General features: G+C 33.8%; 25 protein-coding genes and 6 pseudogenes. 30 read left to right on the top strand and 1 reads right to left on the bottom strand.

Annotation, left to right across the window (positions count from 1 at the left end):
- Nucleotides 1-112: 112 nt before the first annotated feature.
- Nucleotides 113-271 (bottom strand): annotated as a pseudogene (locus tag AC1DIT_RS04940) (helix-turn-helix domain-containing protein).
- Between the two features lie 210 nt (nucleotides 272-481).
- On the opposite strand from AC1DIT_RS04940, the pseudogene AC1DIT_RS04935 reads away from it, so the two are divergent.
- From AC1DIT_RS04935 to AC1DIT_RS04790, 30 genes and pseudogenes are all read left to right on the top strand, one after another.
- Nucleotides 482-583 (top strand): annotated as a pseudogene (locus AC1DIT_RS04935) (nucleoside triphosphate pyrophosphohydrolase); the annotation flags it as partial.
- Between the two features lie 158 nt (nucleotides 584-741).
- On the top strand, nucleotides 742-1,158 hold the full coding sequence (locus AC1DIT_RS04930; RefSeq protein ID WP_476998083.1) for a DUF6985 domain-containing protein: 417 nt from the start codon (nucleotides 742-744) through the stop codon (nucleotides 1,156-1,158).
- A gap of 236 nt (nucleotides 1,159-1,394) precedes the next feature.
- The gene (locus tag AC1DIT_RS04925; protein WP_016115372.1) at nucleotides 1,395-1,535 is read left to right on the top strand and encodes a hypothetical protein; all 141 of its coding nucleotides are present in this window, start codon (nucleotides 1,395-1,397) and stop codon (nucleotides 1,533-1,535) included.
- 416 nt (nucleotides 1,536-1,951) lie between these two features.
- Nucleotides 1,952-2,488: a SecY-interacting protein Syd gene (locus AC1DIT_RS04920; RefSeq protein WP_016133056.1), complete on the top strand. Its 537-nt coding sequence runs from the start codon at nucleotides 1,952-1,954 to the stop codon at nucleotides 2,486-2,488.
- A gap of 125 nt (nucleotides 2,489-2,613) precedes the next feature.
- Nucleotides 2,614-3,177, top strand: a complete 564-nt coding sequence (locus AC1DIT_RS04915) for a DUF1444 domain-containing protein (protein ID WP_016115370.1) — start codon at nucleotides 2,614-2,616, stop codon at nucleotides 3,175-3,177.
- Between the two features lie 95 nt (nucleotides 3,178-3,272).
- Nucleotides 3,273-3,872 (top strand): immunity protein Imm33 domain-containing protein, encoded by a 600-nt coding sequence (locus tag AC1DIT_RS04910; RefSeq protein WP_016115369.1) that lies wholly within the window; start codon nucleotides 3,273-3,275, stop codon nucleotides 3,870-3,872.
- Nucleotides 3,869-4,003: pseudogene (locus tag AC1DIT_RS04905) on the top strand (cupin domain-containing protein); the annotation flags it as partial. The gene AC1DIT_RS04910 and the pseudogene AC1DIT_RS04905, both read left to right, overlap by 4 nt.
- A gap of 322 nt (nucleotides 4,004-4,325) precedes the next feature.
- Nucleotides 4,326-4,451: a hypothetical protein gene (locus AC1DIT_RS04900; RefSeq protein ID WP_016115368.1), complete on the top strand. Its 126-nt coding sequence runs from the start codon at nucleotides 4,326-4,328 to the stop codon at nucleotides 4,449-4,451.
- Nucleotides 4,452-4,790: 339 nt separating this feature from the next.
- On the top strand, nucleotides 4,791-5,849 hold the full coding sequence (locus AC1DIT_RS04895; RefSeq protein ID WP_016115367.1) for an endonuclease/exonuclease/phosphatase family protein: 1,059 nt from the start codon (nucleotides 4,791-4,793) through the stop codon (nucleotides 5,847-5,849).
- A 24-nt stretch (nucleotides 5,850-5,873) separates the two neighbouring features.
- Nucleotides 5,874-6,115, top strand: a pseudogene (locus AC1DIT_RS04890) (DUF4077 domain-containing protein); the annotation flags it as partial.
- A gap of 715 nt (nucleotides 6,116-6,830) precedes the next feature.
- Complete coding sequence (locus tag AC1DIT_RS04885; protein WP_229166017.1) at nucleotides 6,831-7,001, top strand: hypothetical protein; 171 nt, start codon at nucleotides 6,831-6,833, stop codon at nucleotides 6,999-7,001.
- Nucleotides 7,002-7,082: 81 nt separating this feature from the next.
- Nucleotides 7,083-7,430, top strand: coding sequence for a DUF2185 domain-containing protein (locus AC1DIT_RS04880; RefSeq protein ID WP_016115364.1), 348 nt, complete (start codon nucleotides 7,083-7,085; stop codon nucleotides 7,428-7,430).
- A gap of 144 nt (nucleotides 7,431-7,574) precedes the next feature.
- Nucleotides 7,575-8,093, top strand: a complete 519-nt coding sequence (locus AC1DIT_RS04875) for a SecY-interacting protein Syd (protein ID WP_016115363.1) — start codon at nucleotides 7,575-7,577, stop codon at nucleotides 8,091-8,093.
- A gap of 54 nt (nucleotides 8,094-8,147) precedes the next feature.
- Nucleotides 8,148-8,327, top strand: a complete 180-nt coding sequence (locus tag AC1DIT_RS04870; RefSeq protein WP_016115362.1) for a hypothetical protein — start codon at nucleotides 8,148-8,150, stop codon at nucleotides 8,325-8,327.
- 156 nt (nucleotides 8,328-8,483) lie between these two features.
- A complete protein-coding gene (locus AC1DIT_RS04865; protein ID WP_016115361.1) occupies nucleotides 8,484-9,617 on the top strand; it encodes an RNA-guided endonuclease InsQ/TnpB family protein in 1,134 nt (377 codons plus the stop codon).
- 17 nt (nucleotides 9,618-9,634) lie between these two features.
- The gene (locus tag AC1DIT_RS04860) at nucleotides 9,635-10,159 is read left to right on the top strand and encodes a hypothetical protein (protein ID WP_016115360.1); all 525 of its coding nucleotides are present in this window, start codon (nucleotides 9,635-9,637) and stop codon (nucleotides 10,157-10,159) included.
- Between the two features lie 71 nt (nucleotides 10,160-10,230).
- Nucleotides 10,231-10,920 (top strand): hypothetical protein, encoded by a 690-nt coding sequence (locus tag AC1DIT_RS04855; RefSeq protein WP_033671317.1) that lies wholly within the window; start codon nucleotides 10,231-10,233, stop codon nucleotides 10,918-10,920.
- 65 nt (nucleotides 10,921-10,985) lie between these two features.
- The gene (locus AC1DIT_RS04850) at nucleotides 10,986-11,378 is read left to right on the top strand and encodes an immunity 22 family protein (protein ID WP_016115358.1); all 393 of its coding nucleotides are present in this window, start codon (nucleotides 10,986-10,988) and stop codon (nucleotides 11,376-11,378) included.
- 21 nt (nucleotides 11,379-11,399) lie between these two features.
- Nucleotides 11,400-12,116 (top strand): endonuclease V, encoded by a 717-nt coding sequence (locus tag AC1DIT_RS04845; protein WP_016115357.1) that lies wholly within the window; start codon nucleotides 11,400-11,402, stop codon nucleotides 12,114-12,116.
- A 236-nt stretch (nucleotides 12,117-12,352) separates the two neighbouring features.
- Nucleotides 12,353-13,297: an ATP-binding protein gene (locus AC1DIT_RS04840; protein WP_016115356.1), complete on the top strand. Its 945-nt coding sequence runs from the start codon at nucleotides 12,353-12,355 to the stop codon at nucleotides 13,295-13,297.
- A gap of 25 nt (nucleotides 13,298-13,322) precedes the next feature.
- Nucleotides 13,323-15,062 (top strand): tetratricopeptide repeat protein, encoded by a 1,740-nt coding sequence (locus tag AC1DIT_RS04835; protein WP_016115355.1) that lies wholly within the window; start codon nucleotides 13,323-13,325, stop codon nucleotides 15,060-15,062.
- Between the two features lie 207 nt (nucleotides 15,063-15,269).
- On the top strand, nucleotides 15,270-15,461 hold the full coding sequence (locus AC1DIT_RS04830; RefSeq protein WP_016115354.1) for a DUF378 domain-containing protein: 192 nt from the start codon (nucleotides 15,270-15,272) through the stop codon (nucleotides 15,459-15,461).
- A gap of 207 nt (nucleotides 15,462-15,668) precedes the next feature.
- Nucleotides 15,669-16,751: a 3-phosphoserine/phosphohydroxythreonine transaminase gene (gene serC, locus AC1DIT_RS04825; RefSeq protein ID WP_016133055.1), complete on the top strand. Its 1,083-nt coding sequence runs from the start codon at nucleotides 15,669-15,671 to the stop codon at nucleotides 16,749-16,751.
- A gap of 12 nt (nucleotides 16,752-16,763) precedes the next feature.
- Nucleotides 16,764-17,936 carry a phosphoglycerate dehydrogenase gene (locus AC1DIT_RS04820; RefSeq protein WP_016115352.1) on the top strand — a complete coding sequence of 391 codons (1,173 nt, stop codon included), beginning with the start codon at nucleotides 16,764-16,766 and terminating at the stop codon, nucleotides 17,934-17,936.
- 13 nt (nucleotides 17,937-17,949) lie between these two features.
- Nucleotides 17,950-19,197 (top strand): DUF1015 domain-containing protein, encoded by a 1,248-nt coding sequence (locus tag AC1DIT_RS04815; protein WP_016115351.1) that lies wholly within the window; start codon nucleotides 17,950-17,952, stop codon nucleotides 19,195-19,197.
- A gap of 639 nt (nucleotides 19,198-19,836) precedes the next feature.
- On the top strand, nucleotides 19,837-20,514 hold the full coding sequence (locus tag AC1DIT_RS04810) for a response regulator transcription factor (protein ID WP_077293979.1): 678 nt from the start codon (nucleotides 19,837-19,839) through the stop codon (nucleotides 20,512-20,514).
- 1 nt (nucleotide 20,515) lies between these two features.
- The gene (locus AC1DIT_RS04805) at nucleotides 20,516-21,892 is read left to right on the top strand and encodes a sensor histidine kinase (protein ID WP_016115349.1); all 1,377 of its coding nucleotides are present in this window, start codon (nucleotides 20,516-20,518) and stop codon (nucleotides 21,890-21,892) included.
- Nucleotides 21,893-22,093: 201 nt separating this feature from the next.
- Nucleotides 22,094-22,534 (top strand): annotated as a pseudogene (locus AC1DIT_RS04800) (Tn3 family transposase); the annotation flags it as partial.
- Between the two features lie 841 nt (nucleotides 22,535-23,375).
- Nucleotides 23,376-24,065 (top strand): DUF4145 domain-containing protein, encoded by a 690-nt coding sequence (locus tag AC1DIT_RS04795; RefSeq protein ID WP_476998082.1) that lies wholly within the window; start codon nucleotides 23,376-23,378, stop codon nucleotides 24,063-24,065.
- A gap of 243 nt (nucleotides 24,066-24,308) precedes the next feature.
- Nucleotides 24,309-24,754, top strand: a pseudogene (locus tag AC1DIT_RS04790) (hypothetical protein); the annotation flags it as partial.
- Nucleotides 24,755-24,899: the final 145 nt, after the last annotated feature.

The raw sequence follows: 24,899 nt of genomic DNA, 5'->3' as shown, positions 1-24,899 counted from the left end.
ACCTTATATTCATTCAACTCTCTTTTCTTCTTCATAAAGAGTAAATATCCCATTTGAAACATGATGGAAGAGCAGATTAGAATGGTAATCAATTGCCCATACAAATGGCATTCTAACCGTTCTCTTCTATGTGTTTAAAGTTAATATTTTGTTTCTTTTGATTAGCTAACTTACTTAAAGTGGCGTATCAAATATCTGTTAATCTTGATAATTCTCGTAAGGAAATTCCTTTACGGCAAAAAAGAAGACAAAATGGAAGGGGGGGTCTAATGAAAAGTACTTCAAGAGAAAAAGAAATATTGTCATCATGTTAATGCTAGCAGCTGTTGTAGGGGTTTTTTACCACTGTTTATGTACAAAGCAATAACAGGTGAAAATGAAGTGTACAAATATCATTGCTAATCAGCTTTATAAGTTAATAGAAGAAATCATCCGAAGCACTGGTGTAACGCAAGGTGATTTCAACAATAATACTAGATAGAAAGAATACATAGAAGAAGTATGCAAGAAAACAGGGGAAGAGTTAACGAAGTATATAGAAGCGAAAAATAAAGAGCATAAAGTCGAAAAACTAGCAGATTTATATTGCTTTCTTATTGTTCTTTGTTTTATGTTGGTTCGAGTCTAGCTTGAAGTATACAATTTAAACAGGTAGGAGGAAAAATTGAAAGAAATGGACAAGTAATTCAAGAATGGGGTCCAATTGATTATAGTTTCAAATCTCAATTGAGTAAAGTGGAAGTGGCAGCTAATAGATCAAAATTTCRAGATGAAGCCCAAATAAATGAGGATGAGATAGAAGAAGCTGATTTATGTCCTACAATTCAAGAAGAATCATATAGCAAATTCATCGCTGATATAAATAGACTAACACAAGAAGCTGAACAAGCTATATTCGAATATTATCAAGAAGAATGTTTAGAGTATAGAGCTATGTTAGGGGGTGAGTCTGCTGATGAAATAGCACCAATTATAACAACTACCCAACAATTAGGGAAATTGGTTGATCTTATTGGCCTTACTATTTTACCTGATTTTGAAGATGGAGTTAGAAGGGTAGGATTAGTATTCAATTGTACATGGGAAGAGGACGGCGTTGGTGTAAGATTTGAAAATGAAGAAGTTGCTAAAGTTGGTTATCAAGATATTGTTATTTAAACTGTAGGACGAGAAAACTTACATATTAATAAAGTGAAACTAAAACGTATTTTATGTAGGTTTCACTTTATATGATGAATTGAAATCCCAAGTGAACGAAATGTCTCTAGGGATTTTGTGCTTATTAGACAAAAATAAATATAAGATGGAAATATAGTACAATAAATGTAATATAAAGTTTAATTGAAATAGAAAGAATAGTAAGTTGATTTGATCGATTTGAAAGCTGGAATGATGTGTATCATACAGATAATGCAGTAGAATTATTTCAAGCTTTTGTTACAGTGGCCGAAGAAGATGATTTTTACTATACATGTGGTATGCATTGCTTTGGGCTACCGGATGTAATTACTTTTAAAGATCAAGTAACTCCGTAATATGCTCAAGAATTAATGAACGTTTTTTGTCTGTATAATCTCATTGAAAATCCTAGCTTAACGGACTATTCTACATTCAGCTTAGATGAAGAAAACCCTCATTTCATATTGCAACATACGGAGTGTAAACATTTTTCAGAAGATGAATTGTTTTATAATCAGTATGGTATTTGGGCGTTAGTAAAAAAATAGTAGTATAAAATTTGTTGTGATAGGAATAGATGGTGCAGGAAATCCGATTTATTGTAAATCACTAACTGTAGAAATGATGAGAGTTGATATGGATACAGGTGAATAAGAATGGAGTGCTTCTAATTTAGGGGCATATTTACATAGGCATTTACTGAAGAGATACAAATCCATTTTTGATGAAAGATTTGTAGGGGGAAAATTAAGTGAAGTAAAGGGGAATATGCGTGTCTATTAAGAATGCAATGCAACAATACTTTAGGTTAAGAATAAAATTAGCGCACGAAGGTTTAGAGTTTCTATTAAAAACACCAGTTCTTGAAGAAGTGAATCCTATTCTTTATGATGGGGAAATAAATGAGGAAGGTTATATTCTATGGAAACCAGTAGAAAAAAATATCGTACACGACTTTATTCATTTAGAACAAGAAATGGATATTCACTTTCATCAAACGGTTATTATGTACTTTAATTCCTATTGGTTTGCTAAATTAAATGGTTTTTATAAAAATTATTATATTGAATTAGAAGCGGTATTGCCGAATATTGAATTGAATTCATTTGAAGAACAGTTAAAGGGCTATAAGGAGAACCACCAAGAGAGATTAAAACATATCCCAATAGGTATTGAAGGTAACGGGATGTTAGTTGTAATTGACAATGAGGATGGAAAAGTTAAATTAGAAGATTATGAAAGAGGTTCATTTGAAACCATTTCAGAGAGCATACAAGAATTGATTTCAAATTTACGTTTGAAGAGGTGATAGTCAGTACAAGTTTAAAGGAACTCATATCTCGATTAAGCTTCCGATGAATTTAGTAGTGTTTTGCTGGCTTTATATCTGTTAATTGGTGTGTATTGTTATAGAAAGTAAAGGGGCGTATTTATATGACAATCCGGTTTTGTAAGGAAGCAGTTGCATACTTAAAACCAATAGTAAAAGAGGATCTTGATGAAGAGTGTTTTACTTTATCTGAAGAAAGTAGTTTTGTCCATACATTTTTTAATGAAGATTTAATGATTACCTTTTTAGCTGAAAATGATCAAAACGATTATTTTCAATATGTTCAAAATAAGCATATATCAGGAGAAGGATTGGATGAGGAACAGTTATTAGAAATCGGGATCAATAATCTTTATAAATTAGCAGATGAAAAAGAACTACGGGTTCACACGCTATCGGAAGGGTGCTTTGCTTTAATTCTTGACGGGAATTTCGAAGCTAGCTTAATTGTTTTAGACGACTTATGGGATCACTCATTAAAAGAATTCGTATCAAATGGATATGCAGTTGCGATACCAGCGAGAGATATTCTTGTTTTTTGTGATTGTAATGCTAGTAACGGAATTGAAAAAATGAAAAGTATAATAGAAAAGGTTTGGGAAGACGGAGATCATTTACTTATTGATAAAATTTTGCTGAGAAGTGAGGGGAAATGGAGCTATTTATAGCCATCCAAAATATTCAAAAATAAAGTTGTACTTATTCTAATAGAGTGAGTATTTGGGATGAAAACGAAGTGCTTGTGAAAAGAGGGAGGAAATAGGTGGAAAAGTTTATTAAGAAGATAGGGGATAAAACTTTCATTGCTCAGGCAGAAAAGATCTTTGCAGTGCAGGTAGAAGGGTTATTTCATTTTTTAACTGAAGTAGAAAATGATCGTTTAATAGATGGATTTTCTATACAAGTTGGTTGGTCGATTTATTTTCTTGATAAAAGGGAAGATGGGTATCATATTATCATACATGATTATACGAAGAATCCATTTGAAGATATGACAGATGATTTGACGATTTCTTTATGGATATTATTAACACAAGTGAGTTTTTTAAAACCATTAACAATTGAAGGGGAATTGCTGCGTTTTTGTGACAAAATTGTTGCTGCTAAAAATGTACTGGAGTTAGATAATATTTATTTGGAAAGAACAAAGGGGTGTGAAAAAGGTGACTCCGGTTGGTATATAGGTCCTGTTAATGATGAGCATAATGCAGAAGAGTACGAAGCGCTTTATGCATATGAATTACTAAAATTGAGACCTTCTCTTATTCGAGTTTTGACATTGCCTTTTGAATATCTTGTAATCTTTGAAAAAGATGAATTGAAAGCAGTTGTAAATGAACGCAATGTTAACATTATGTTTTAAACGTTCAAGAAGGAATAGAAGTACTACCTTTAGTTCCACATCAAATGAGAAATGAATCCGAAGGCGATGTAGAATTTTTGGTAATATCTCAACCTAACAGTAAAGGTGACAGGGTTTTAACAGACAAATAAAATGGGTTGGTTTATTGTGCTATCGGGTACGATTGTTGAGTAACATAGGAGAAAATGTTCAAACTTTTTTATAAAAATCACATCTATATCAAAACTGTTGAATCTATTTTGATAGCTCCTTTTTCAAAATGGATTCTTTTTCTAGTTGAGCAGTTTAGTTGAAAAAGAAAATCAAATCGTATAGCATACAAAAAAGAAAGCAAACTAAAATCGTGGGTGCCGATAATGAAAAAATACTACTCCGCTATCTTTATATAGCGTATTTATTATAGTTGGCATCCTTGAAGGAATCACTAAATCATACTACAAGGGCGGTGAAAAAATGGCTAAAAATAAGAATAATCAATTGAAGAATAATAAAAATGTTCTACCAAAAGCAGATGTAGAATTTGCGGGAGAAAACGGACTTGAAAAAATAGCATTAAGAGCTCAAAAAAAATCAAAATAAGTAAACAATATGGGGCAGTAAATCTGTCCCTCAAAATTAACCTGATGTTTTTTAGGGATACTAAAAGTAGATCGTCATAAGGCGGTCTTTTTATTGTTTTCCGACAGAAGACTCCTTTTTCAAAAATTAAACTCTGAAAGAGACTTTATTTATAGAACATTATCAAATCAACATAATTTCATATTAATTTGACCTCAAAAACGCTATTCTTTTTGTAGAAATAAACAGAAAGGAAGGCGTTTTTATTGTATATTTTAGAGTTACTTTATGTTTACGTTTAGAACATGTTAAAATAACCACGTATGCAAACTATAAAAAGAGAATAAGGGAGTCATGAGCTTGAAGAAGGCATTGAAAGGTTTATTATGGGGGACAGGCTCGATATTTGGTGCTTTCGCGGCATTTATTACGTATGTGGTAATTACGGATGTGAAGCATAAGGATGTTGAGAAGTTGAAGGTGGCAAATAATAACGAGCGCGTTCTTAAAGTTGGGGAAGAGTTTAAGGCGACAACGTTTAATATTGGCTACGGCGGTTTAGATAAGGATCAAGATTTCTTCTTAGACGGAGGGACGGGTTCGCGCTCTAGTAGTAAAGAGCAAACAGAAAAGAATATCAGCAATATGCTGTCTTTCTTACAAAAGGAAGATTCTGATTTTATTTTAGTGCAAGAGATGGATGAGAAGTCACTTCGTTCATTTGATGTGAATCAGTATAAGGCGTTTCAAGATGGACTGAAAGATCATGCGTCTACGTTTGGTTATAACTTTAATGCGCAGTGGGTGCCGGTGCCAATTAAGAAGCCGCACGGATATACGAACAGTGGACTTAGTTCGTTCTCAAAATATAAAGTAGAAGAAGTGACGAGATATCAGCTTCCTGGAAGAGAGATGTGGCTTCGTCAATTATTCGAATTAGATCGAGCGATTGTTGAGCATAAGGTTCCAGTTGATAACGGAAAATATTTACGAATGGTGAACGTTCATTTATCTGCATATGATAAGGGCGGAAACATTCGAAAGCAACAAGTTGAGTTTTTGAAAGAGTATATGAATAAGCATTACAAAAATGGCGATTATATCGTGCTTGGCGGAGACTGGAATCAGCTATTATCTGATGTGCAGTTAAAAGATCCGAAGTTTAAAGAAGAATGGCCAGAGTGGTTAGTACAGCTACCAGAAGATTTCACTGATGGTGGGTTCCAGTGGGCTGTTGATGATACTGTTTGGACAGTTCGTGATAATGTGAAGAGTTATGTCGAAGATGAGAACTTTGTTACGATTATCGATGGATTTTTAGTGTCTCCAAATGTGGAGATTGTGAGCGTACAAGGGCATGATTTGAAGTTTGAAAACAGTGATCATAACCCGGTTAGCGCAGTGTTGAAGTTAAAATAGTAGGGGAAGACAACGGAATGGTTCAAGAGAGAATGTGTGCAAGAAGAGTGTAAGCATATGTTGTCTGAAGTCTTATCCAATGTAAATAATCTCGGCTCGTTCATTCCATTAATGGATGAATGACAGAAATTGCAACGCATCAAGGAAACTTCCAAGTAAAGAAGACAAATATTGTCCAAGATGTGAAATATGCTTCGGATGTTATTCAAGAAACTTCCGCGGCAACAGAGGGAATATTAGCGAGTATAGAAGAAGAGATGCAATAATGGCTCTATTGAAACGTTTGATACTTTGAGCAGCTAGAGGGAATTTTAAGAAAGTAAAAGTGAAATGCTATCCTTTAAAAAAGAAGCCGCTGAAAAAGCAGGAATATCACGAATGACTCTCTATCGAAAAGCAAACTCAAATATATAAATCACGAACCTCGTTGACATCCAACGAGGTTTTACTTTTATTACTATCTACTTTGCGTGTGGTGTCAGCCTCGCTGGTACTCTCCCATCGCTATCAAGCTAAGATTTTACAGTACCCCCAAAACACAAATTTCATCTCAATTTTTTGTTTTATATGTTTCATTAAAAAAATGTTTTAGACTATAGAATAAAGTAGTAGACTGTTAAAAAATAGTTGTAGACTGAAAAGGTGTTTTCAATATGTGAAAACACCTTTTGCTAACATAGATTCCGCTATTGAGTAAGATAGTTCGCGATAAGAATGATAAAAAGTAAATAGCGCTCTACATATCAAAGTGTAAAGGTTCTCTATAATTTGAAAGAATACATACAGAAGGAAGAAAAAGAAAAGGAGATGATAAATTCTAGTGATTCTATGTGGCTAGATTATTTTGAAGAAGATGCATTAAAATAGTTTTGGTGGCCGACGGAAGAAGAATTACGTAACTACCAGATGTTATGGGAACAAACTCCCATAGAAAAACGTTTAACAGATCCTAAGCTTACGACCCCATGGGATTTTGAATCTATGATCGATGCGTTTGCTTGTGGGGAATATGAACTAATATCTTGTGAAAAGGTATCAAACAATATGGGAAGAATTGAATTTTATCCCTATGGATGGCCATATGGCGGGAGCGATGTGTTTAGAGCGTTGATTGAGTATAGTGGATTCAAAATTATCGATGAGAGCGTATAGGATTTACGATCTTTAAAGGTATAGTGATAGATATGGAATAGAATAAATCATAAAAAGAAACTACAGAAGGGATGAGAAAATATGTCCAATTACTTAAGGTCGGAATTTATCGAAAATGCAGGCGGCTGTATCGTATCGAAAAATATTTTAGATGGAAATGGAAAATTGAAATGGTTGGTTAGAGATGAATCTGTAAATAGTGTTGATAATGGATGGAGATTTTTTTCGGATATTGATGATGACGATTATGTAAACGATCCGAATAATTTAGTAGTATGCGATTTTAATACGGTAGCCCAAATTGAACCTGCTATTTTAGCGATTTATTTCTTTCCGGTCGGAAGTGATTTACAGTTAGTTGTAGAGGATGGAAAGCGTTATTTTGTTGATAATATAACGGAAGAAGTTGTAGATTTTTTGTATCATTAAAATAACATACATAACTAGAAAAGTATTTCATAGGGAAGCAAAAATTGGCTTCTATTAATAGTAAGATGAAATTTGATATAAGAAAAGGAATAATTTTTAGGTAGTGAATGAAGGAAAGAATAAATGGTTTGGGAGAAGTAAAAAATGAAAGAAGAAATGAAGCAGTATTTTCATATATTACTTAAAGAGTGGAAAGATTTTAATGATTCATTACCAAAATCTCCATGGATAGAAGAAGCAGATTCTTTTATATATGAAGGGGAACCAGATGCAGAGGAATACGTCTTCTGGAAGCCTATAGAAAAAGATGTGCTTCATGATTTTTCAGTTATAGAAAAGAAATTAGCAATACAATTACATCATTCGATTAAAGAATACTATAATTCTTACTGTTTTTTTGACTTAGCTGGAAGTTATTTAGAGTATAACCTGGAGCTAAATCCTGTTATACCGGGAATTGAACTCCGAGACTTTTATATCACTTTACAAGGCTATAAAAAATCGCACCATAATGAGTTAAAGAATATTCCTATAGGTATGGAGTGTAATGGGCTTTTAGTTGTTGTAGATAATGAAAATGGACAGGTGAAGATAGAAGATTATGAAAAAGGCAGTCTTGAAGTGATTAGTAATAGTTTAGCAGAACTTATTTCAATGCTCTAATGAAAGTATATAATATAGGGTTCAATTTGAAATATAAGTTAAGAGATAATGAATATGAGTAAATTATTATTAGAAAAAATAGAATTAGTCAAAGATATTTTAGGTGATGATTCATTTAGTTTGGTTATTGGTGAAATTGTGGAGGCAGAAAACCAAATAGATGAAAAATTAGAAGATAATATTTTAATAGTATTCCAACAGAAGTCCCCTTCCTCAAGCGCGTGCAGGACATAGTCCAGTGGTAGGGAGGGGATGAATGTTGGTCATGCACAGCACGAAGTTTTCGTTTCCTTTTTTGTAACTTCATGTATACTAGTAGTGAAGGGGAACGTATATTCGTTTATTTGTTTTTAGGAATTTGAAACACTACAATGAAAAAAGAGGAAGGTGATGAGAATGTTGCTGAGCCAAAAATATGAAATTTTCCCAACGAAAGTACAGAAAGAAATGTTAGAACGTTGGCTGCAATATTGTCGTCAAACCTATAACTCTGCTCTTTTAGATAAACAGAGAAAATATAAAGAAAATAAGCAATTGTATACACGTTCTGACATGCAAAAGCAACAAGTAATTGATAAGAAGAGATATTCTTTTCTGAAAGAAGTGCCATCACAGCCCTTACAAGAAGTATTTTTACGACTCAAAAAGGCATATGATGGCTTTTTTCGTGGGGATACAAACTATCCCAAATTGAAAACGTATAAAGACTATAATAGTCTCACTTTCCCTCAATTTGGATTCAAATCGAATGGGAAACACCGCTTTGCGATGTCATTTGCAGATAACGGAAATTTATATAACAAACAATTAGGAGAAATAGAGATTCATATGCATCGGCCGATAGAAGGAGCGATCAAACAGTTGATTCTGAAACGCCAATCGAAGAGATGGTACGCTATTTTTAGTGTCGAAAGACAAGTGGTACCTTCCTCTATTGTTATGGAAAATGCGATTGGTATAGATGTAGGACTTAATAAATACGCTGTTCTTTCCAATGGAGTGGTATTTGAAAATCCAAGGTTTCTGCTACAAAAAGAAAAACGACTGAGGAAAGCACAGCGTAACCTTTCGAAGAAAAAGAAGGACTCTGCGAACTATAAGAAGCAAGTAGAACGAATTCAGGTCCTTCATGAAAAGTTAGCGAATCAAAGAAAAGATTTTTTGCATAAATTAAGTTTTCACCTTACGCAAATGTATTCGGTGATTTGTATAGAGAATCTCGATATCCGAAGCATGGTTCGGAATCGAAACGTATCAAAGTCGATTTCTGATGCAGGCTGGGGCGCTTTTCGCAAGATGCTTATGTATAAGTGCGAAAAAATTGGAGGTCTTCTTGTGAAAGTAGATCCGGCATACACATCACAAGATTGCTCGAGCTGCGGGAATCGCGTGAAGAAATCCCTATCGATTCGGACACATATTTGTCCAACGTGTGGAACAGTATTAGACAGGGACCATAATGCAAGTCTAAACATTTTGTGCAAAGGGTTAGAACAATTACTTGTGAGAACGACAGAAGACTGAAACTGTAGGGCAAGGTTGTGTCCAAACAGTATAAACGACGCCTGTGGAGAGTATGTAAGTCTGCTTGGAAATCCCAAACAGCAGCACTCTATGAAACAGGAAGCCCCTTCTTCAAACAACTCGTAAGAGTGTTAAGGAGGGGTCATTCACAAGATTATTATTTTATTACAAGAAAATACAAAATATTGAATGGTGGAGTAATTACTATATACGGCCATCAAAAACTTGAAAGTATTCAGTTTTATGTGGAAGATATGCCAGATAGAGATGATAAATGGATTTGTATAGGGACAGTAGAAAAGTATCCATTATTTATTAATAAAATTGATGGAGAAGTATCTTGTTTGTTTGGAGATTTAATTGATCAAAATTTTGTTATTGAATCATACGGTGATTTTAGCAGTTTTTTAGAAAATTATTTTTTAGGGAGCCAATATATTGATATCGGCCTGTCTTTTGTTGAAGCGGGTGGAATAAGGAATTCCATTGGAAGTAAAGATGACGAGTGGTATAAACTGTTAGAATTGAATAGATTAGTTTAAAGGTATTACTTTGAATTTGGTGGTGAAAACTTTTTTACTTTAGAGAAGTAGAAATGAAAGGGGACGGCTATATGGAACCAAAACTTGCATTTTTAAGAAAATATAAAAGAAATGTAAAGCTTCAATCAATAGATAAAATAGATAATAAGGTCATACCTAGTATTTGGTATGAAATTTTTAAAGAATACGATAGCAGCAAGAGAATAAAAATGGTTTTAGAGATTTGGAGAACATACGTAGGGAAAGAATTAAGAAACACAATCTTATATTTGGAAGAGCACCTTTTCAATGTGGAGTTAATAGAAAATAACGGCATGTATTCGATGTTATACATACTGGAGACGTCGGATGGTGAAATAGTGTATTATGAAGCAGGAAATCCTATGGATACATTTCATAATAAAGTACTAGAAGTTTCATGGGATAGAATTCCCATTTCAGTTCGAAAGTTTTATGAAAAAGTTCATAATGGTTTTTATTATTATGCGAGCGGTGCTATGGGATTAGTGCCTTTTGAATGTGTTACTTATTTTGATGATGATGAGTGGGGAATTATTGAAGAATTAGAGGAGAACTTACAAATTGATTTGAAAACAACTTTTGGATTTTTTAAAAGTGGAGCGGGCGGTTATGTAGCTATTGATTATAACAATTGCAAATATGATAAATCTACATTATGGTTTACAAACGATCAACCAAAATATAATGTTGATTTTTGGGATGTAGTAGATGAATGGATTGTGATTGGTTTTGAAGCGTAGTATGTAGAGGGTTTAAGAATTACTTTTGTGTACTGAGAAACTATATATGAATGGAGTTTGTATGCATGGAAAAAGAAGGTGTGGTCTCATTATGGCTAGGAAATATGGAATCTGAAGATTTTTTAGAGGATTATTTCAGTATAAAATATACAGATGATGGTGATTCCATACCATCACCATTTATAAAAGACTTTCATATTTGTATGTATGATATTGATGAGGACTTTATTGAAAAAGAATTTTATTTAAAGCGAAGTGATAATCTAGAAGCTTTATTAACCGGGTGTTCTTATGAAGAAGTTGTGATACCACAGATGAAAAGATTTGCTTCGAATACACTAGAGATGAAATACAACACGATTATTATGATATATAACTATGAATACAGCGGCGAAATAACAAATAAAAATGAAAATCTTTATGAAATGAAATACATAGGAGCTGTTTCGTATAAATGATAATAAAAAGGGGATGAGAACATGGAAGTTAGAGAAGTACATTCATTTAATCTGAATTCAGAAAAAGAATTTTCTGAAATTCAAGATAAATTGATACATAGAATTGAATTGAAAAATAACTTTCATCTAGAAAATGTAAGTTTAATAGCTGGAGTAGATTTAGCTTATTGGGAAAAAGATGATAAGCACTATGGAACTTGCTGTATTGTTGTTATTGATTATCATACGAAGAAGGAAGTGGAGAAGGTCTATAGTTATGGGGAGGTAACGGTACCGTATATACCAGGTTTTTTAGCATTCCGTGAGTTGCCTTTAGTAATAGAGGCAACTAAAAAGCTTACTTCAGATCCAGATATATTCATGTTCGATGGAAATGGTTATTTACACTATAAACATATGGGGATTGCGACACATGCTTCTTTTTTTCTACAAAAACCTACAATCGGTGTAGCGAAAAGTTATCTTAAGATTAAAGGTGTTGATTTTATCATGCCAGAGAATAAGGAGTTTGCTTTTAGTGATATTATGATTGATGACGAAGTATATGGGAGGACTCTGAGAACAAGAGAAAATGTAAAACCAATTTTTGTCTCTTGCGGAAATAATATAGATTTAGATACGAGTATTCAAATTGTATCGAATTTAATAGGGAAAGAAAGTAGATTACCAATTCCAGTAAGGTTGGCAGATTTAGAAACGCATAAGGTAAGAAGAGACAAGAGGGAAAATGATAGATGATAGGTATGTCTATGTAAAAAGGGATAGGAGGATGATCCCTTTTTTTTGTTATATTCGACGAAATACGACAACGCATAAAAACTTTATTTGCTATGATATTTTTTGGAATATTTCATTTTTATAATAATGAGTTGTATTAGCTATTCTTTATGGTGTTTTTGGAGAGATTCACTCTACAAACACCATGACAACATTAGTTAGAATCAAAGTGTTTATTTAGAGGGGAATGAATAAAAGTGAAAGACATGGAGAAATATCGCGAAAAAATTAAGGTGATTTCTTTTGATAGAGAACAAAATAGAATGGTGGAAGTGGAAGAAAATAAAATGATTTTCGCCGATGTTGGCGGAATGGAAGAGATTAAGAAGAAAATTAATATGGATTTTATTATGCCAATTAAAAATCCTGAATACTTTCAAGCGTTTGGTAAGAAAACAGGTGGAAGCTTATTATTTTATGGACCGCCTGGTTGCGGGAAGACATTTTTAGCACGTGCGGTAGCTGGGGAAATTGATGCGAATTTTATTCATTTGGAACTGCAAGCTATACTTTCTATGTGGACTGGTGAGTCTGAGAAAAATTTACATGAGATTTTTGAGGAAGCGCGGAGAACAAAGCCATGTATATTGTTTATTGATGAGTTAGATGCATTTGGAGGGAATAGACAAAAAATGGGTTCCCATCATCAGCGGACACTAGTAAATCAATTGCTAGTAGAAATGGATGGAAGTAATTCTTTTAATGAAGGAGTTTATATTATTGGTGCAACAAATACACCATGGTATATTGATCCTGCGTTACGTCGTCCAGGACGTTTTAATTCTCTTGTTTTTGTTGCACCACCGACTTATGAGGAACGATTAACAATATTAGATTTGAAAACAAAAGATAAGCCGAAAACAGAATTACAGCTTGACTTGGTCGCAAAGTATGCAGAGCATTTTTCGGGTGCCGATTTAACATATTTAGTTGAGGATGCGATTAATCAGGCGATTCAGCGTTCATTTGAAACAGGGCAATTACAACCTCTTTCAAATGAAGACTTGCTAGAAGCGATGAAAAAACGTCAGCCAACGACTTTAGATTGGTTTTCAACAGCGAAAAATTATGCGACATTTAGCGATGTGAATAAGGATTTTGATAAAGTGCTAGATTATATGAAAGAACACAGATTGAAATAGCAGGTAAGAAGCAGGGGATGAGGGAATGGAAGACAATTTTAGAAGGGTTTATTATTTGCTGAAACTTGGTGATGTTGAGCGTGCCAAAGAAGAAGCGGAACTTATGGTTAGGGAAGATCCAGAAGATGTTTATGGATATCTCAGCTTAAGCTATGTATATTTCTATGGGCTTCATGAAAGTGATATTGCAAGTGAATATATAGAAGAAGCACTTAAATTAGATCACTTAAATGAATTTGTTCTTTTAGCAGGATTAGATATTTTTACTGCGCAAAGTAATTTTACAAGATTAAGAGAAATAGCGGAAATTGGTATAAGAAACTATCCTGAAGAGGGATCATATTATTTCTATATGAGCGAAGCTGTCATGCATCTTGAAGGAATGAAAAATGTACTTGTTTACCTAGAAAAGGCGATGGAATTAGACCCTGAAAATGAAACGTATGTAGGCAGGTATGCTTATATCCTTTTGAAACATTTCCCAAAACGAAAAGAAGAGGGATTAAAGGCTGAAAAGCGTGCTTTAGAATTAAATCCAGAAAATATAACGAATCTTTTCTGTTTTGCAAGTATAGCGAAGGAGAAGAGGAATTTTAAAAAAGCAAGAATGCTAGCTGAAACTGCGATGAAACTAGATCCAAATGATGAGGGCGTTAGAGAAATTTATAAGGATATAATTGTAACGAAAAATAAATTTTGTGCTTTTACTATGGGATTTTCACAAATTTTAGAACGAGCTTTTTCTAAATTTTGCTCGTTATTTGGATTTGTATATAATTTGAATCGGTATGTGTATACTTTTTTAATTGTATTAAGTTTTATTGGATGGCTTATTCTTCCTATATATGTGATAGGTAGGTATGCAGGTATTATCTATTTTGTTGTTCTTGTGATGTGTCTTGTTTCTTCTATTATTAAAGGGAAGATATATAAAGAAGTTGGACTAGGTATGCCTTCGGATTGGAGAACGAATCTGCGCCGGAATCAATTTATTAGAGATCGAGAAATCTCTAAAATGAAACGTGATGTTGGGAAAGTAGAGCCTGTAAATATATCGACACAAAAGCTGTCACCAGAAGAGATTGAGTCGCAATTAGCAAGTTTTTGGGGAAAAGAAGCCGTGTTTGAAAAACAACAAGCCGAAGAAGTAGCGCCCACGGTTGCTCGGTCACAATTATCGTCTGAAGAGCATAAACAAATTCAATCGTATTCAGATATTAAATCTCCGCGTTATAATAAATGGGGAATCTGCCTAGTCATTATTTTCTCTTTTACTCTTATGTATCGTGCTGAAAAATTATACAACCTGTATCAGAGGGAAACTGGAAATACAACGCCACATATCAGCCAAGAAACAAAACAATCGATTGTTGAATATCAGGATAGAGCGCTCGAAGAACAAAAAGAAAAATTCAATAAGTATACGGTGGAATCTATTTTATATTCATTGAAAAGAAGTGATTTTAGTGAGAAATCACTTCAGCAATTTGTTGAGGAAGATTATGTTCCAGTTGTGATGGGAAAGGTTGGTCAACCTAGTGTCGAGAAATTAAAAAATGCACATCCAACTAAATTTTATAAAGAAGGAACAATTACATATGTATTATTGCAAGATGAGGAGGGCTCGTTTCTTTTAGAAATCCGAACAACAAAAATAAGTCACGTTTACGGTGAAAGTTGGGATAATAGTGAGCGAGAGATGCAGAGATACCATGAGTTAATTACGAAAATTGATACACAAGGTATTGCAGTAGGAACAAAATAAAATCATATAGGTTACATTGTTTATTTTTATATAACAAGTAAGGGGGACAAATGTCCTCCTCTTAGTTTTTGCTGAATGTTGAGGTAGGGATATTACTGCTCGTTAATGTGTGATAAATTTAATTGAAAAATAAGAAAGTTTTTTGATTTGTTACATATATTTTAGTGAAAGGCCTTTCACCATTTTATCACCTAGGGGGCAATCATAATGAAGTTTTTGTCTTACCTTACAGTAATTCTGGTGATTCTTGGCGGTTTGAATTGGTTGTTTGTTGCGCTGGATTATAATGTAGTTGAGAAATGGTTTGGTTCTACACCAGCTCTTGTGGATACCATTTATTGGCTCTTTGGTCTTTCTGCTCTTTATCAAATTTATGATCGGTTTTTTACGGACAATTAGCTCTTATAAATTTATGAATGGAGTGTTAAGCGAGATGAAATGCTTAACACTTTTTTGTATGTTTATAAAAGTAAATGCATCTGCAAACGGTTCCATTGCGTCTTGCATCCTAATAAAGCAAAACAAATTGACCGTATATTTTATATGGGTTATAATTCAGAAAGTTTAAAAAATAACGAATATAGAAACAGGGAGGTCATACGGTTGATGGAGAGAGTTTACAATTTTTCAGCAGGGCCATCTATACTCCCTTTGCCAGTTTTAGAAAAAGTGCAAAAGGAGCTTTTAAATTATAACGGGACAGGTATGTCTGTTATTGAAATGAGTCACCGATCTTCGCAGTTTCAAAGTATTATAGATGAAGCAAGTAGCTTGCTTCGTGAATTGATGCACATTCCTGAGAATTACGATGTTTTATTTTTACAAGGAGGAGCATCTTTACAGTTTTCAATGGTTCCGCTGAATTTAATGAATGAACATAAAAGATCCGGATACGTACTTACAGGTTCATGGTCTAAGAAAGCCTTACAGGAGGCTCAGAAAACTGGTGAAGTAGAAGTTATTGCTTCATCGGAAGAAAATCATTTTTCAACGATTCCACATGTAGATGTTCCAATGATTCCGAAAGAACTAGATTATGTACATATAACAACGAATAACACGATTGAAGGAACGAAATATGTTGAGTTACCACAGTTAGAGAATATTCCGCTTATTGCTGATATGTCTTCGAATATTTTATCTGAAAAATACGATATAGAGAAATTTGGTTTCATTTATGCAGGAGCACAAAAGAATTTAGGACCAGCAGGACTAACGATTGCAATTATTAGAAAAGACTTAATTGGTAAAGCGGATACTTCTTGTCCGACAATGTTAAACTATGAAACTTACAGTAAAAATAATTCCTTATATAATACACCGCCATCCTTTAGTATTTATGTGACGAAGCTAGTATTAGAATGGTTAAAGGAGCAGGGCGGCGTATCCGCAATTGAAGAACAAAATAGAAAAAAAGCAGCGCTTCTATACGATTTCTTAGATGAATCAAAATTRTTTACTTCACCGGTTGATCCTGCATATCGTTCGCTTATGAATATTCCATTTACAACACCATCCAATGATTTAAATGAGCAATTTTTACAAAAAGCTAAAACACTAGGGCTTGTTACATTAAAAGGACATCGTTCTGTTGGTGGTATGCGAGCTAGCATTTATAACGCAATGCCAGTGGAAGGCGTTCAACAATTAGTAGATTACATGAAGGATTTTGAGCTAGAGAATAGATAGGGAGATGGGGAAATGTTTCGCGTTCAAACATTAAATCAGATTGCTGAAAAAGGCTTGCAAATTTTTGGTGGAGAGCGATATGAGGTTGGAGAAGACTTAGAACATCCAGACGGTATACTACTTCGAAGCTTTTCCTTACATCAAGAAGAATTTTCAAAAGATTTAAAGGCAATTGCAAGAGCTGGAGCTGGTGTAAATAACATTCCTGTAGAACGTTGTACAGAAAGAGGGATTGTTGTTTTCAATACACCAGGGGCAAATGCGAATGCAGTGAAAGAGCTTATTCTTGCCAGTCTTATCATGTCATCACGTAATATTATAAGTGGGGTTAGTTGGACAACAGGATTAGAAGGTGAAGAAGTTCCGCAGCTTGTCGAAGCAGGGAAAAAACAATTCGTTGGTTCAGAGATAGCAGGAAAACGACTTGGTGTTATTGGACTTGGTGCCATTGGTGCTCTTGTCGCAAATGATGCATTATCTCTTGGTATGGATGTTGTTGGATACGATCCATATATATCTGTTGAAACAGCATGGCGCTTATCAACACACGTACAACGTGCATTTAGTTTAGATGAAATCTTTGCAACATGTGATTATATTACATTGCATATTCCACTGACAGATCAAACGAGAGGGATAATTGGAGAACATGCTGTGCAAACGATGAAAAAAGGTGTCCGTCTTTTTAACTTTTCAAGAGGAGAACTTGTGGATGAAGTTACGTTAGCAAAAGCTTTAGAAGAAGGAATTATTAATCATTACGTAACTGATTTTCCAAATGAAAATGTAATAAAAATGAAAAATGTAACGGCAACGCCCCATCTTGGAGCTTCAACGTATGAATCTGAAGAGAATTGTGCAGTTATGGCTGCTTGTCAATTACGAGACTATTTAGAAACAGGAAATATCCGTAATTCAGTAAATTATCCAAATGTGGAACTTCCTTATGTCGGAAAGAAACGAATTACAATTATGCATCAAAACGTTCCAAACATGGTGGGGCAAATTACAGGATGTTTAGCGGAACATCATATTAATATTGCTGATATGATAAACCGTAGTAAAGGCTCTTTTGCATATACAATGATTGATATCGATAATGGAATTGATGATATAATTAAAGAAAATGTAGTTGAAAACATAAAGAAAATCACAGGTGTAGTAGCTGTTCGAATGATTGTATAAAGGAGAGAGAGATTTGGCGACAATTCGACCATTCAGGGCAATTCGTCCAGTATCTGATAAAGCTGCACAAGTTGCAGCACTGCCGTATGATGTGTTAAATAGTGAAGAAGCAAGAGAAGTTGTAAAGGGAAACCCATATTCCTTTTTACATATTGATAAAGCTGAAATAGACTTAGATCCGGCTGTTTCACCATATGATAATAGCGTATATGAAAAGGCAAGTGAAAACCTACAACGTTTAATGCAAGAAGAAGTATTGATTCAAGATGAAGAGCCATGTCTTTATATTTATCAATTAACAATGCAAGGGCGAACACAGTCTGGGCTTGTCGTTTGTACATCAATCGACGAGTATACTGATAATACAATTAAAAAGCATGAGCGGACCCGTCATGAAAAAGAACAAGATCGCATTCGTCATGTTGATATATGTAATGCGAATACAGGTCCGATTTTTTCAACATATCGTGCGAAAGAAGACGTAACAAAGTTAATTGCAACTTGGCAAGAAAATCACACGCCAATTTATCAATTTACTACGGATGATGGTGTGGAGCATGTAATATGGAAAATCGCAGAAATTGATGCGATTTCTGCATTAGTAGAATCATTCGAAGAGATTCCTTCCTTATATATTGCAGATGGACATCATCGATCAGCATCTGCTGTGAAAGTTGGGTTAATGCGTAGGGAACAATATCCGAACTATACAGGAGAAGAAGAATTTAATTTCTTTTTATCTGTTTTATTCCCTCATGATGAACTATCAATTTGGGATTATAATCGTGTTGTGAAAGATTTAAATGGTTTATCACAGGACCAATTTTTACAGCAAATTTCACACTATTTTTATGTGGAAAAAGCTGATGTATCTCCATATAAACCAACTGAACCAAAATCATTTGGTATGTATTTGGATCAGGGGTGGTATAAACTAACTGTGAAAGAAGAAACATTTGATGCCCAYGATGTTGTACAACGTTTAGATGTTTCTATTTTACAAGATCACTTATTGAGTCAAGTATTACAAATTCACGACCCACGTGCAGATAGCCGCATTGATTTTGTTGGTGGTATTCGAGGTTTAGAGGAACTAGAGCGCCTTGTAAATCGTGGTGATTATAAAGTAGCGTTTGCTTTATATCCTACATCAATGGAAGATTTATTAGCAATTGCCGATGCGGGGGAAGTTATGCCACCAAAGTCCACTTGGTTTGAACCGAAGCTTCGTAGCGGCCTTTTTATACATTCTTTAGAATAGAGAAAAGACAGCAGATCAAATTTAAGACATACAAATAGTAAGAGTAAAGATAGTAAGGATTGAATATCCCTACTATCTTTTTTAACTATAAGTACAAATTAAAGATCCATAGTAATAATTGACGACTTATGAAAATACGCTATACACTATTCTTTCTTCAACTAAGGGATAGGCTCTAAAGTACCGTAGTTGATTGAAATTCCTCTTCCAACCATAAAATAGTATGAACACATTCTATCCATTTTCATCTTCTATAGTGTAGTACCTGTGCTGTATGAATGGATAACAGGTAGTTATCTACAAAAACAACGTGATTTTTGTATTGATCTAATGGTTCTAGATGTGATGAAATTTATGAAATCGTAGCCATCCGTCATTTTGCATTGATGACCTTGGATTCCGTCTTGCTCGTTCTTTTTGACTCCTACAAAGAGGGAGGACAGCTTAACTAACGGAGTACTACAGGTGAATAAAAAAGAGCCTGTATCGAAAATTACTTGGTAATCGAAGGTGTAGGTTTTAATTTGTAATATTTATTAATATTTGTATATATTTAATTTTAAATGCGGGCTTTTTCTTGCAAAAAACACAATTGTTTCTTAATGTAATAGTGTAGAAGGATAAACAAGGAAGGATTTAATGAATATGATACATATTTTATTAGCGGATGATGACGGGCATATTAGAGAATTATTACATTACCACTTACAAAAGGAAGGCTATAAAGTTTTTGAAGCTGAGGATGGAAAGGTAGCGCAATCCATATTAGAAAAAGAAAATATTCACCTGGCCGTTGTCGATATCATGATGCCATTTATTGACGGATATACTTTGTGCGAAGAAATTAGAAAGTATCATGATATACCTGTTATTTTATTAACTGCTAAAGATCAATTGGTGGATAAAGAAAAAGGATTTATTTCAGGAACAGATGATTATATTGTAAAGCCATTCGAACCAGCGGAAGTTATTTTCCGTATGAAAGCTTTACTTCGTCGTTATCAAAAGCTGAGTGCGGACGTTATCACGCTTCACGGAACAACGATTGATAGAAAAAGCTTTGAGGTAAAATGTAATGACCAAACGATTTTACTTCCTTTAAAGGAATTTGAATTGTTATCACAACTTGCAGGGTATCCTGGAAGAACGTTTTCAAGAGAAGAGTTGATTGAACTTGTTTGGGGGATGGACTTTGAAGGAGATGAACGGACAGTCGATGTTCATATTAAACGTCTTCGAGATCGTTTTTCAAAACGAACAGATGATTTTCAAATTAAAACGGTACGTGGACTTGGTTATAAGTTGGAGCTGAAATAAGATGAAGTCACTTTATTCTAGATTTGCATTGATTACTATTGGGATTATGCTTCTTAGTAGCATCATTGGTTTTTTATTAACCAATGTTTATTATCAAGTAAAATTAAAACCGTATAATAGTGAAAAGATTTTACGTTACGCCGAGGAAGTAAAACATTTATATGAAAAACAGACTGAGGAAAATAAGGATGAGTATTTACATTCTATTGCGAAATTAGGTTATGAGATTTATGTAGTAGATGATCAAAAACAGGGGAAACGAATTGGAAATGCTTTTCGGACTATAAAGATTAGTGATGCTACCATTGACAAAGTCTTACAAGGGAAAACATACAATGGTGTTTCTACCTATCCAACTCGTCTATTTATAACAGGCTTTTTTGATAATGAATTAATTAATAGCGTAGGGGTTCCGCTGAAACATGGTGATAAGCAATATGCCTTATTTATTCGTCCTGATATTCAGCAACAATTCGGCGAAATGAGGATTTTCTTAGCGGTATTGCTTGGATTTATTGTTGTATTAAGTATCATTTTTATTGCAATCGCAGCGCGGTATATCGTTCGTCCGATTCGCATATTTACAAAAGCGACGCAAAAAATTGCGAATGGTGAATATGATATTGAATTAGAAGAAGGGCGAAAAGATGAGATTGGAACATTATCTACGAGTTTTAAAAAAATGATAAAAAGTATAAAAGAGTTAGATCAAATGAGACAAGAGTTTGTTTCTAACGTGTCTCATGAATTTCAATCTCCACTTTCCTCGATTCAAGGTTTTTCTAAAACTCTACAGTCAGAAAAGATGACAGAAGATGAAAGAAAACGTTATTTACAAATTATTGAGGGCGAAAGTAAGCGAATGTCTAGTTTATGTAAGCAGTTACTTACGCTTGCTTCTTTAGATAAAGAGGAAAAGGTTCTTCAAATAAAAGAATTTGATGTGCATAAACAAATGAAAGATGTCATTTTTATGTTGGAATGGAAATGGCGTGAAAAAGACATAGCGGTTGAATTTGACGTACCTAACATAAATGTAAGAGGCGATGAAAATTTACTTCATCAAGTGTGGACAAATATCTTTACAAATAGTATTAAGTTTACAGATAGTGGTGGAACGATTGGATTTGCTGTAGAAGAATTAGAAACGAGTGTAGTGATTTCAATCTCAGATAGCGGGATTGGTATGGGACAAGAAGAAGTAGGTCGGATTTTTGATCGATTTTATAAGGTGGATACAGCAAGGGCTCGTAATGTAGAAGGAAGTGGCTTAGGTTTATCCATTGTGAAGAAAATTGTTGAATTGCATCATGGAGAAATCTCAGTGGAGAGTGTAAAAGGAGAAGGTACGACGTTTCGAATTGAATTACCGAAATAATGAGAAGGACTGATTTGAAGAGGAAATCTTTAAATCAGTCTTTTTTTATAGGATAAAATGATAAAAATGCTAAAAGAAAATATGTAAATCATTTGAGGTAGATTGTTGGAAGTAGCCATTTGGAAAGGGGTACGTCATTTTCTATTATGTTTAGTATTGCTAGTTGTATATTACATAGAGCATGCGACACAAATTTCATAGGTAAATGCAAAACATGGTAGGGATCCAGGATTAAGTTTTTATACACATATCTGAGATCAATACGCCCCATTTTATGTACAAGTTATTAGTTCTTCAGAAGAAGCGCCCCATATTATTGATGGCCTACTGTATCATGAAACAGATTTAAAAATTGAAGAACATTATACGGATACAGCAGGCTTCGTAGATCACGTTTTTGCCATGTGTCATATGTTAGGATTTCGATTTGCTCCTAGAATTAAAACGTTTAGTAAAAATAAAATTTATACTTTTGGAAAGCCCGTAAATCAACCACATCTAGAATTTATGATTGGCGGAACAATTCATACAAAGAAAATAAGAGAAAATTGGGATGACTTATTACGATTAACTAGCTCTGTTCGTAATGGAACCGTCACAGCTTCTCTGATTCTCAAAAAGCTTGCGGCTATTGTAAAAGAAGAATTTGAGGATTTAAAAAGGGGTTTATTAAGGAATTAGTTATTGTGGGAAGCAAGGGTATAGTTCACTGTTGTAATGCAAGGTTTTTTCTTATTGAACTAAAGAACCAAGTTAGGCCAGTAAAGAATGTGAATAAGCTTATGTATAAATTGATTACGTTGAGGAGTAGAACCAAATGGGGATTAGAAAAGCGAAGGTTGAAGATGATTAACGAATCTGTATAAGAGTCATCTTACCATGATTATGAAGGAAGTAAAACGAACTTCAAAATATCAATCACGATCTAGAAAAAGTTAGAAAATATTTTAGCGTTTGTTTATCCCTTCTGAAAGAATAAGGAATTCTCTCAGAAGGGTTCAAAAGAAAAAACATTTACTTTATCAAAACTTAAAATCAAGAAAGAAGTCACCAAATCTTATTTAGTAGCTAATCCAAAAAACCATTTTGAATAAAGATTGATCATTTCAATAAAACCTATTCAACAAACGTTCCCATTTGTTTACCTTACATACGCGAATTACCAATAACTTCTGTTCCATATATTACATCTTGCAAACATTTTTTTTAAAGTTATACTTTTTATATCAACAAAGAAATTTGTATCACCAATCATAAAATTCGGCTATACCCTTGACTTAGGAGTTTGACAGGCTAAAATTCGGTCTGTTTTTTTGCTGCAACAAAGACATGTGCAATACTACTACATCTTGTGATAAAACAGATAAACATATTTTTTTATTAAAATTCTCCAATTATCTTATATTTTCATAGGGTGACTGAGTAGTTATCAGGAATATTTATATAAGCTACAAATTAGGATTGCGTTTCATAGGAGGTTTAAATGAAAAAAATATTGCCGGGAGCCATTTTATCTTATACCCAGTATGGATATTTAAAAATACCAAAAAATATTAAAAGCCAATGTCCGAATYGCGGTAAATCAAGTGAATTTACGTTGAAAGCAAATTTTTACCAAGTGAAAAAAAGAGGATTATTCGCAGAAGGGCTTTGTTCTGAATGTGAAAAACCATCAGAGTTTGTCATTATGTTTCATAATTGTTCAGATCAAATCAATGAAGTAGACATCTTTATGTATAATCCTTCAGATTCAAAAGATCCTTTACATCAACTCGAACACAACCAAAAAATCCCTATAGACCTTCTCAGATCATATCGCTCTACCTTAAATATCAGTCAGTCAAAAGATCATTCTGCTACTGCAGTAATGTCAAAACGAGTTCTTGAAGGTGTCCTCAAACATTTCCTTGGGGAGAAAACGAATGGGCAGTCTCTTTGCCAGCAATTCGAGCAATTTCCAAAACATGTTGATTTAACGAAACCGATCCAAAATATTGGCCACCTTGTTCATCCGGACAGTCCTTTTTATGAAATGCTTGAACTAAAGCAAGAAATTGACGATGAAATGATTGTTTTATTAACAGAATTATTGGAAGTCCTGGTCGAATATTTATTTATACTGCCTGAAAAAATCGAATTGATACATGATAAGATTGAACAGAAATTGAAATAGAAGTCGCACATATGACTATCCATTTGAGAGTAGGAATATTCCTTTCATATAAAGTGAAACTTCTATCAGTGATTTTTTCATCCCCACTGACGGAAGACCAGCTAATATACGAAAAAAAGAAGATAGCCACCTATATATGAGATGGCTATCTTCTTTTTTTGAACGAGCTTTTAAAAAGTCCATTATTATTTTAACGAAAAATATCTTTTGCTACCCAGCCGACTACACCATCTTTTTTTATGTGAGGTGCAAAAGATTAATGCTTGTAATATATCCCTGAGGATATATTACAAGCACTCTGGCAAGAGCATAAATTAAATGCAATGGACAATCCCTATGGAACATGTCATGCACGATTGAAAGGAGATTGTCCACATATGGAAGCGCCACCTTGTTTGACATGCAACAGTGGTAATCCTTGCAAAGGCTTGGCGATTGGATTTTCAGAGCTAGATATTGAAAAATATGAGTTGCACATTAAAACGACAACAAGGGCTGTAGAAGTAGCTAAACAACATAATCGTGAGGATATGGTTGAAAAACATGAACGAAATCTACATCGATATGTAAAGGTAAGAGGGGGAAGAAGTGTGAATACAATTTGTTCACAAGAGGAAATTATTGAAAAAGTAAAAGAGATTTTATGCAGTTGTATACCTAAACACATTCCTAAAGAACAACTTACGTGAGTGTAGTGTAATGCTAAAAAAAGAACTGAAATACTTGTCACAATATTATTTTTCTAGGTTTTCCTTAAAAATGAACGGTTCATTTTTAAAGTGAAATCGCTCTTTTAAAAAGCTCCCTAAATTTCTCCCTATCTTCTGATGTAAA

The sequence above is a fragment of the Bacillus sp. 05T22 genome (assembly GCF_056396765.1).
The sequence above is the reverse complement of the archived record's forward strand: the minus strand, read 5'-3'. Positions and strand labels throughout refer to the sequence as shown.

What these genes read in the sequence shown, in the direction of transcription:
- AC1DIT_RS04870 (WP_016115362.1), top strand. Translation starts at nt 8,148, where the DNA reads ATGAGTAAATTATTATTAGAAAAAATAGAATTAGTCAAAGATATTTTA.
- AC1DIT_RS04885 (WP_229166017.1), top strand. Translation starts at nt 6,831, where the DNA reads ATGATCGATGCGTTTGCTTGTGGGGAATATGAACTAATATCTTGTGAA.
- AC1DIT_RS04850 (WP_016115358.1), top strand. Translation starts at nt 10,986, where the DNA reads ATGGAAAAAGAAGGTGTGGTCTCATTATGGCTAGGAAATATGGAATCT.
- AC1DIT_RS04810 (WP_077293979.1), top strand. Translation starts at nt 19,837, where the DNA reads ATGAATATGATACATATTTTATTAGCGGATGATGACGGGCATATTAGA.
- AC1DIT_RS04865 (WP_016115361.1), top strand. Translation starts at nt 8,484, where the DNA reads ATGAGAATGTTGCTGAGCCAAAAATATGAAATTTTCCCAACGAAAGTA.
- AC1DIT_RS04880 (WP_016115364.1), top strand. Translation starts at nt 7,083, where the DNA reads ATGTCCAATTACTTAAGGTCGGAATTTATCGAAAATGCAGGCGGCTGT.
- AC1DIT_RS04805 (WP_016115349.1), top strand. Translation starts at nt 20,516, where the DNA reads ATGAAGTCACTTTATTCTAGATTTGCATTGATTACTATTGGGATTATG.
- AC1DIT_RS04875 (WP_016115363.1), top strand. Translation starts at nt 7,575, where the DNA reads ATGAAAGAAGAAATGAAGCAGTATTTTCATATATTACTTAAAGAGTGG.
- AC1DIT_RS04830 (WP_016115354.1), top strand. Translation starts at nt 15,270, where the DNA reads ATGAAGTTTTTGTCTTACCTTACAGTAATTCTGGTGATTCTTGGCGGT.
- AC1DIT_RS04915 (WP_016115370.1), top strand. Translation starts at nt 2,614, where the DNA reads ATGACAATCCGGTTTTGTAAGGAAGCAGTTGCATACTTAAAACCAATA.
- AC1DIT_RS04845 (WP_016115357.1), top strand. Translation starts at nt 11,400, where the DNA reads ATGGAAGTTAGAGAAGTACATTCATTTAATCTGAATTCAGAAAAAGAA.
- AC1DIT_RS04835 (WP_016115355.1), top strand. Translation starts at nt 13,323, where the DNA reads ATGGAAGACAATTTTAGAAGGGTTTATTATTTGCTGAAACTTGGTGAT.
- AC1DIT_RS04820 (WP_016115352.1), top strand. Translation starts at nt 16,764, where the DNA reads ATGTTTCGCGTTCAAACATTAAATCAGATTGCTGAAAAAGGCTTGCAA.
- AC1DIT_RS04900 (WP_016115368.1), top strand. Translation starts at nt 4,326, where the DNA reads ATGGCTAAAAATAAGAATAATCAATTGAAGAATAATAAAAATGTTCTA.
- AC1DIT_RS04855 (WP_033671317.1), top strand. Translation starts at nt 10,231, where the DNA reads ATGGAACCAAAACTTGCATTTTTAAGAAAATATAAAAGAAATGTAAAG.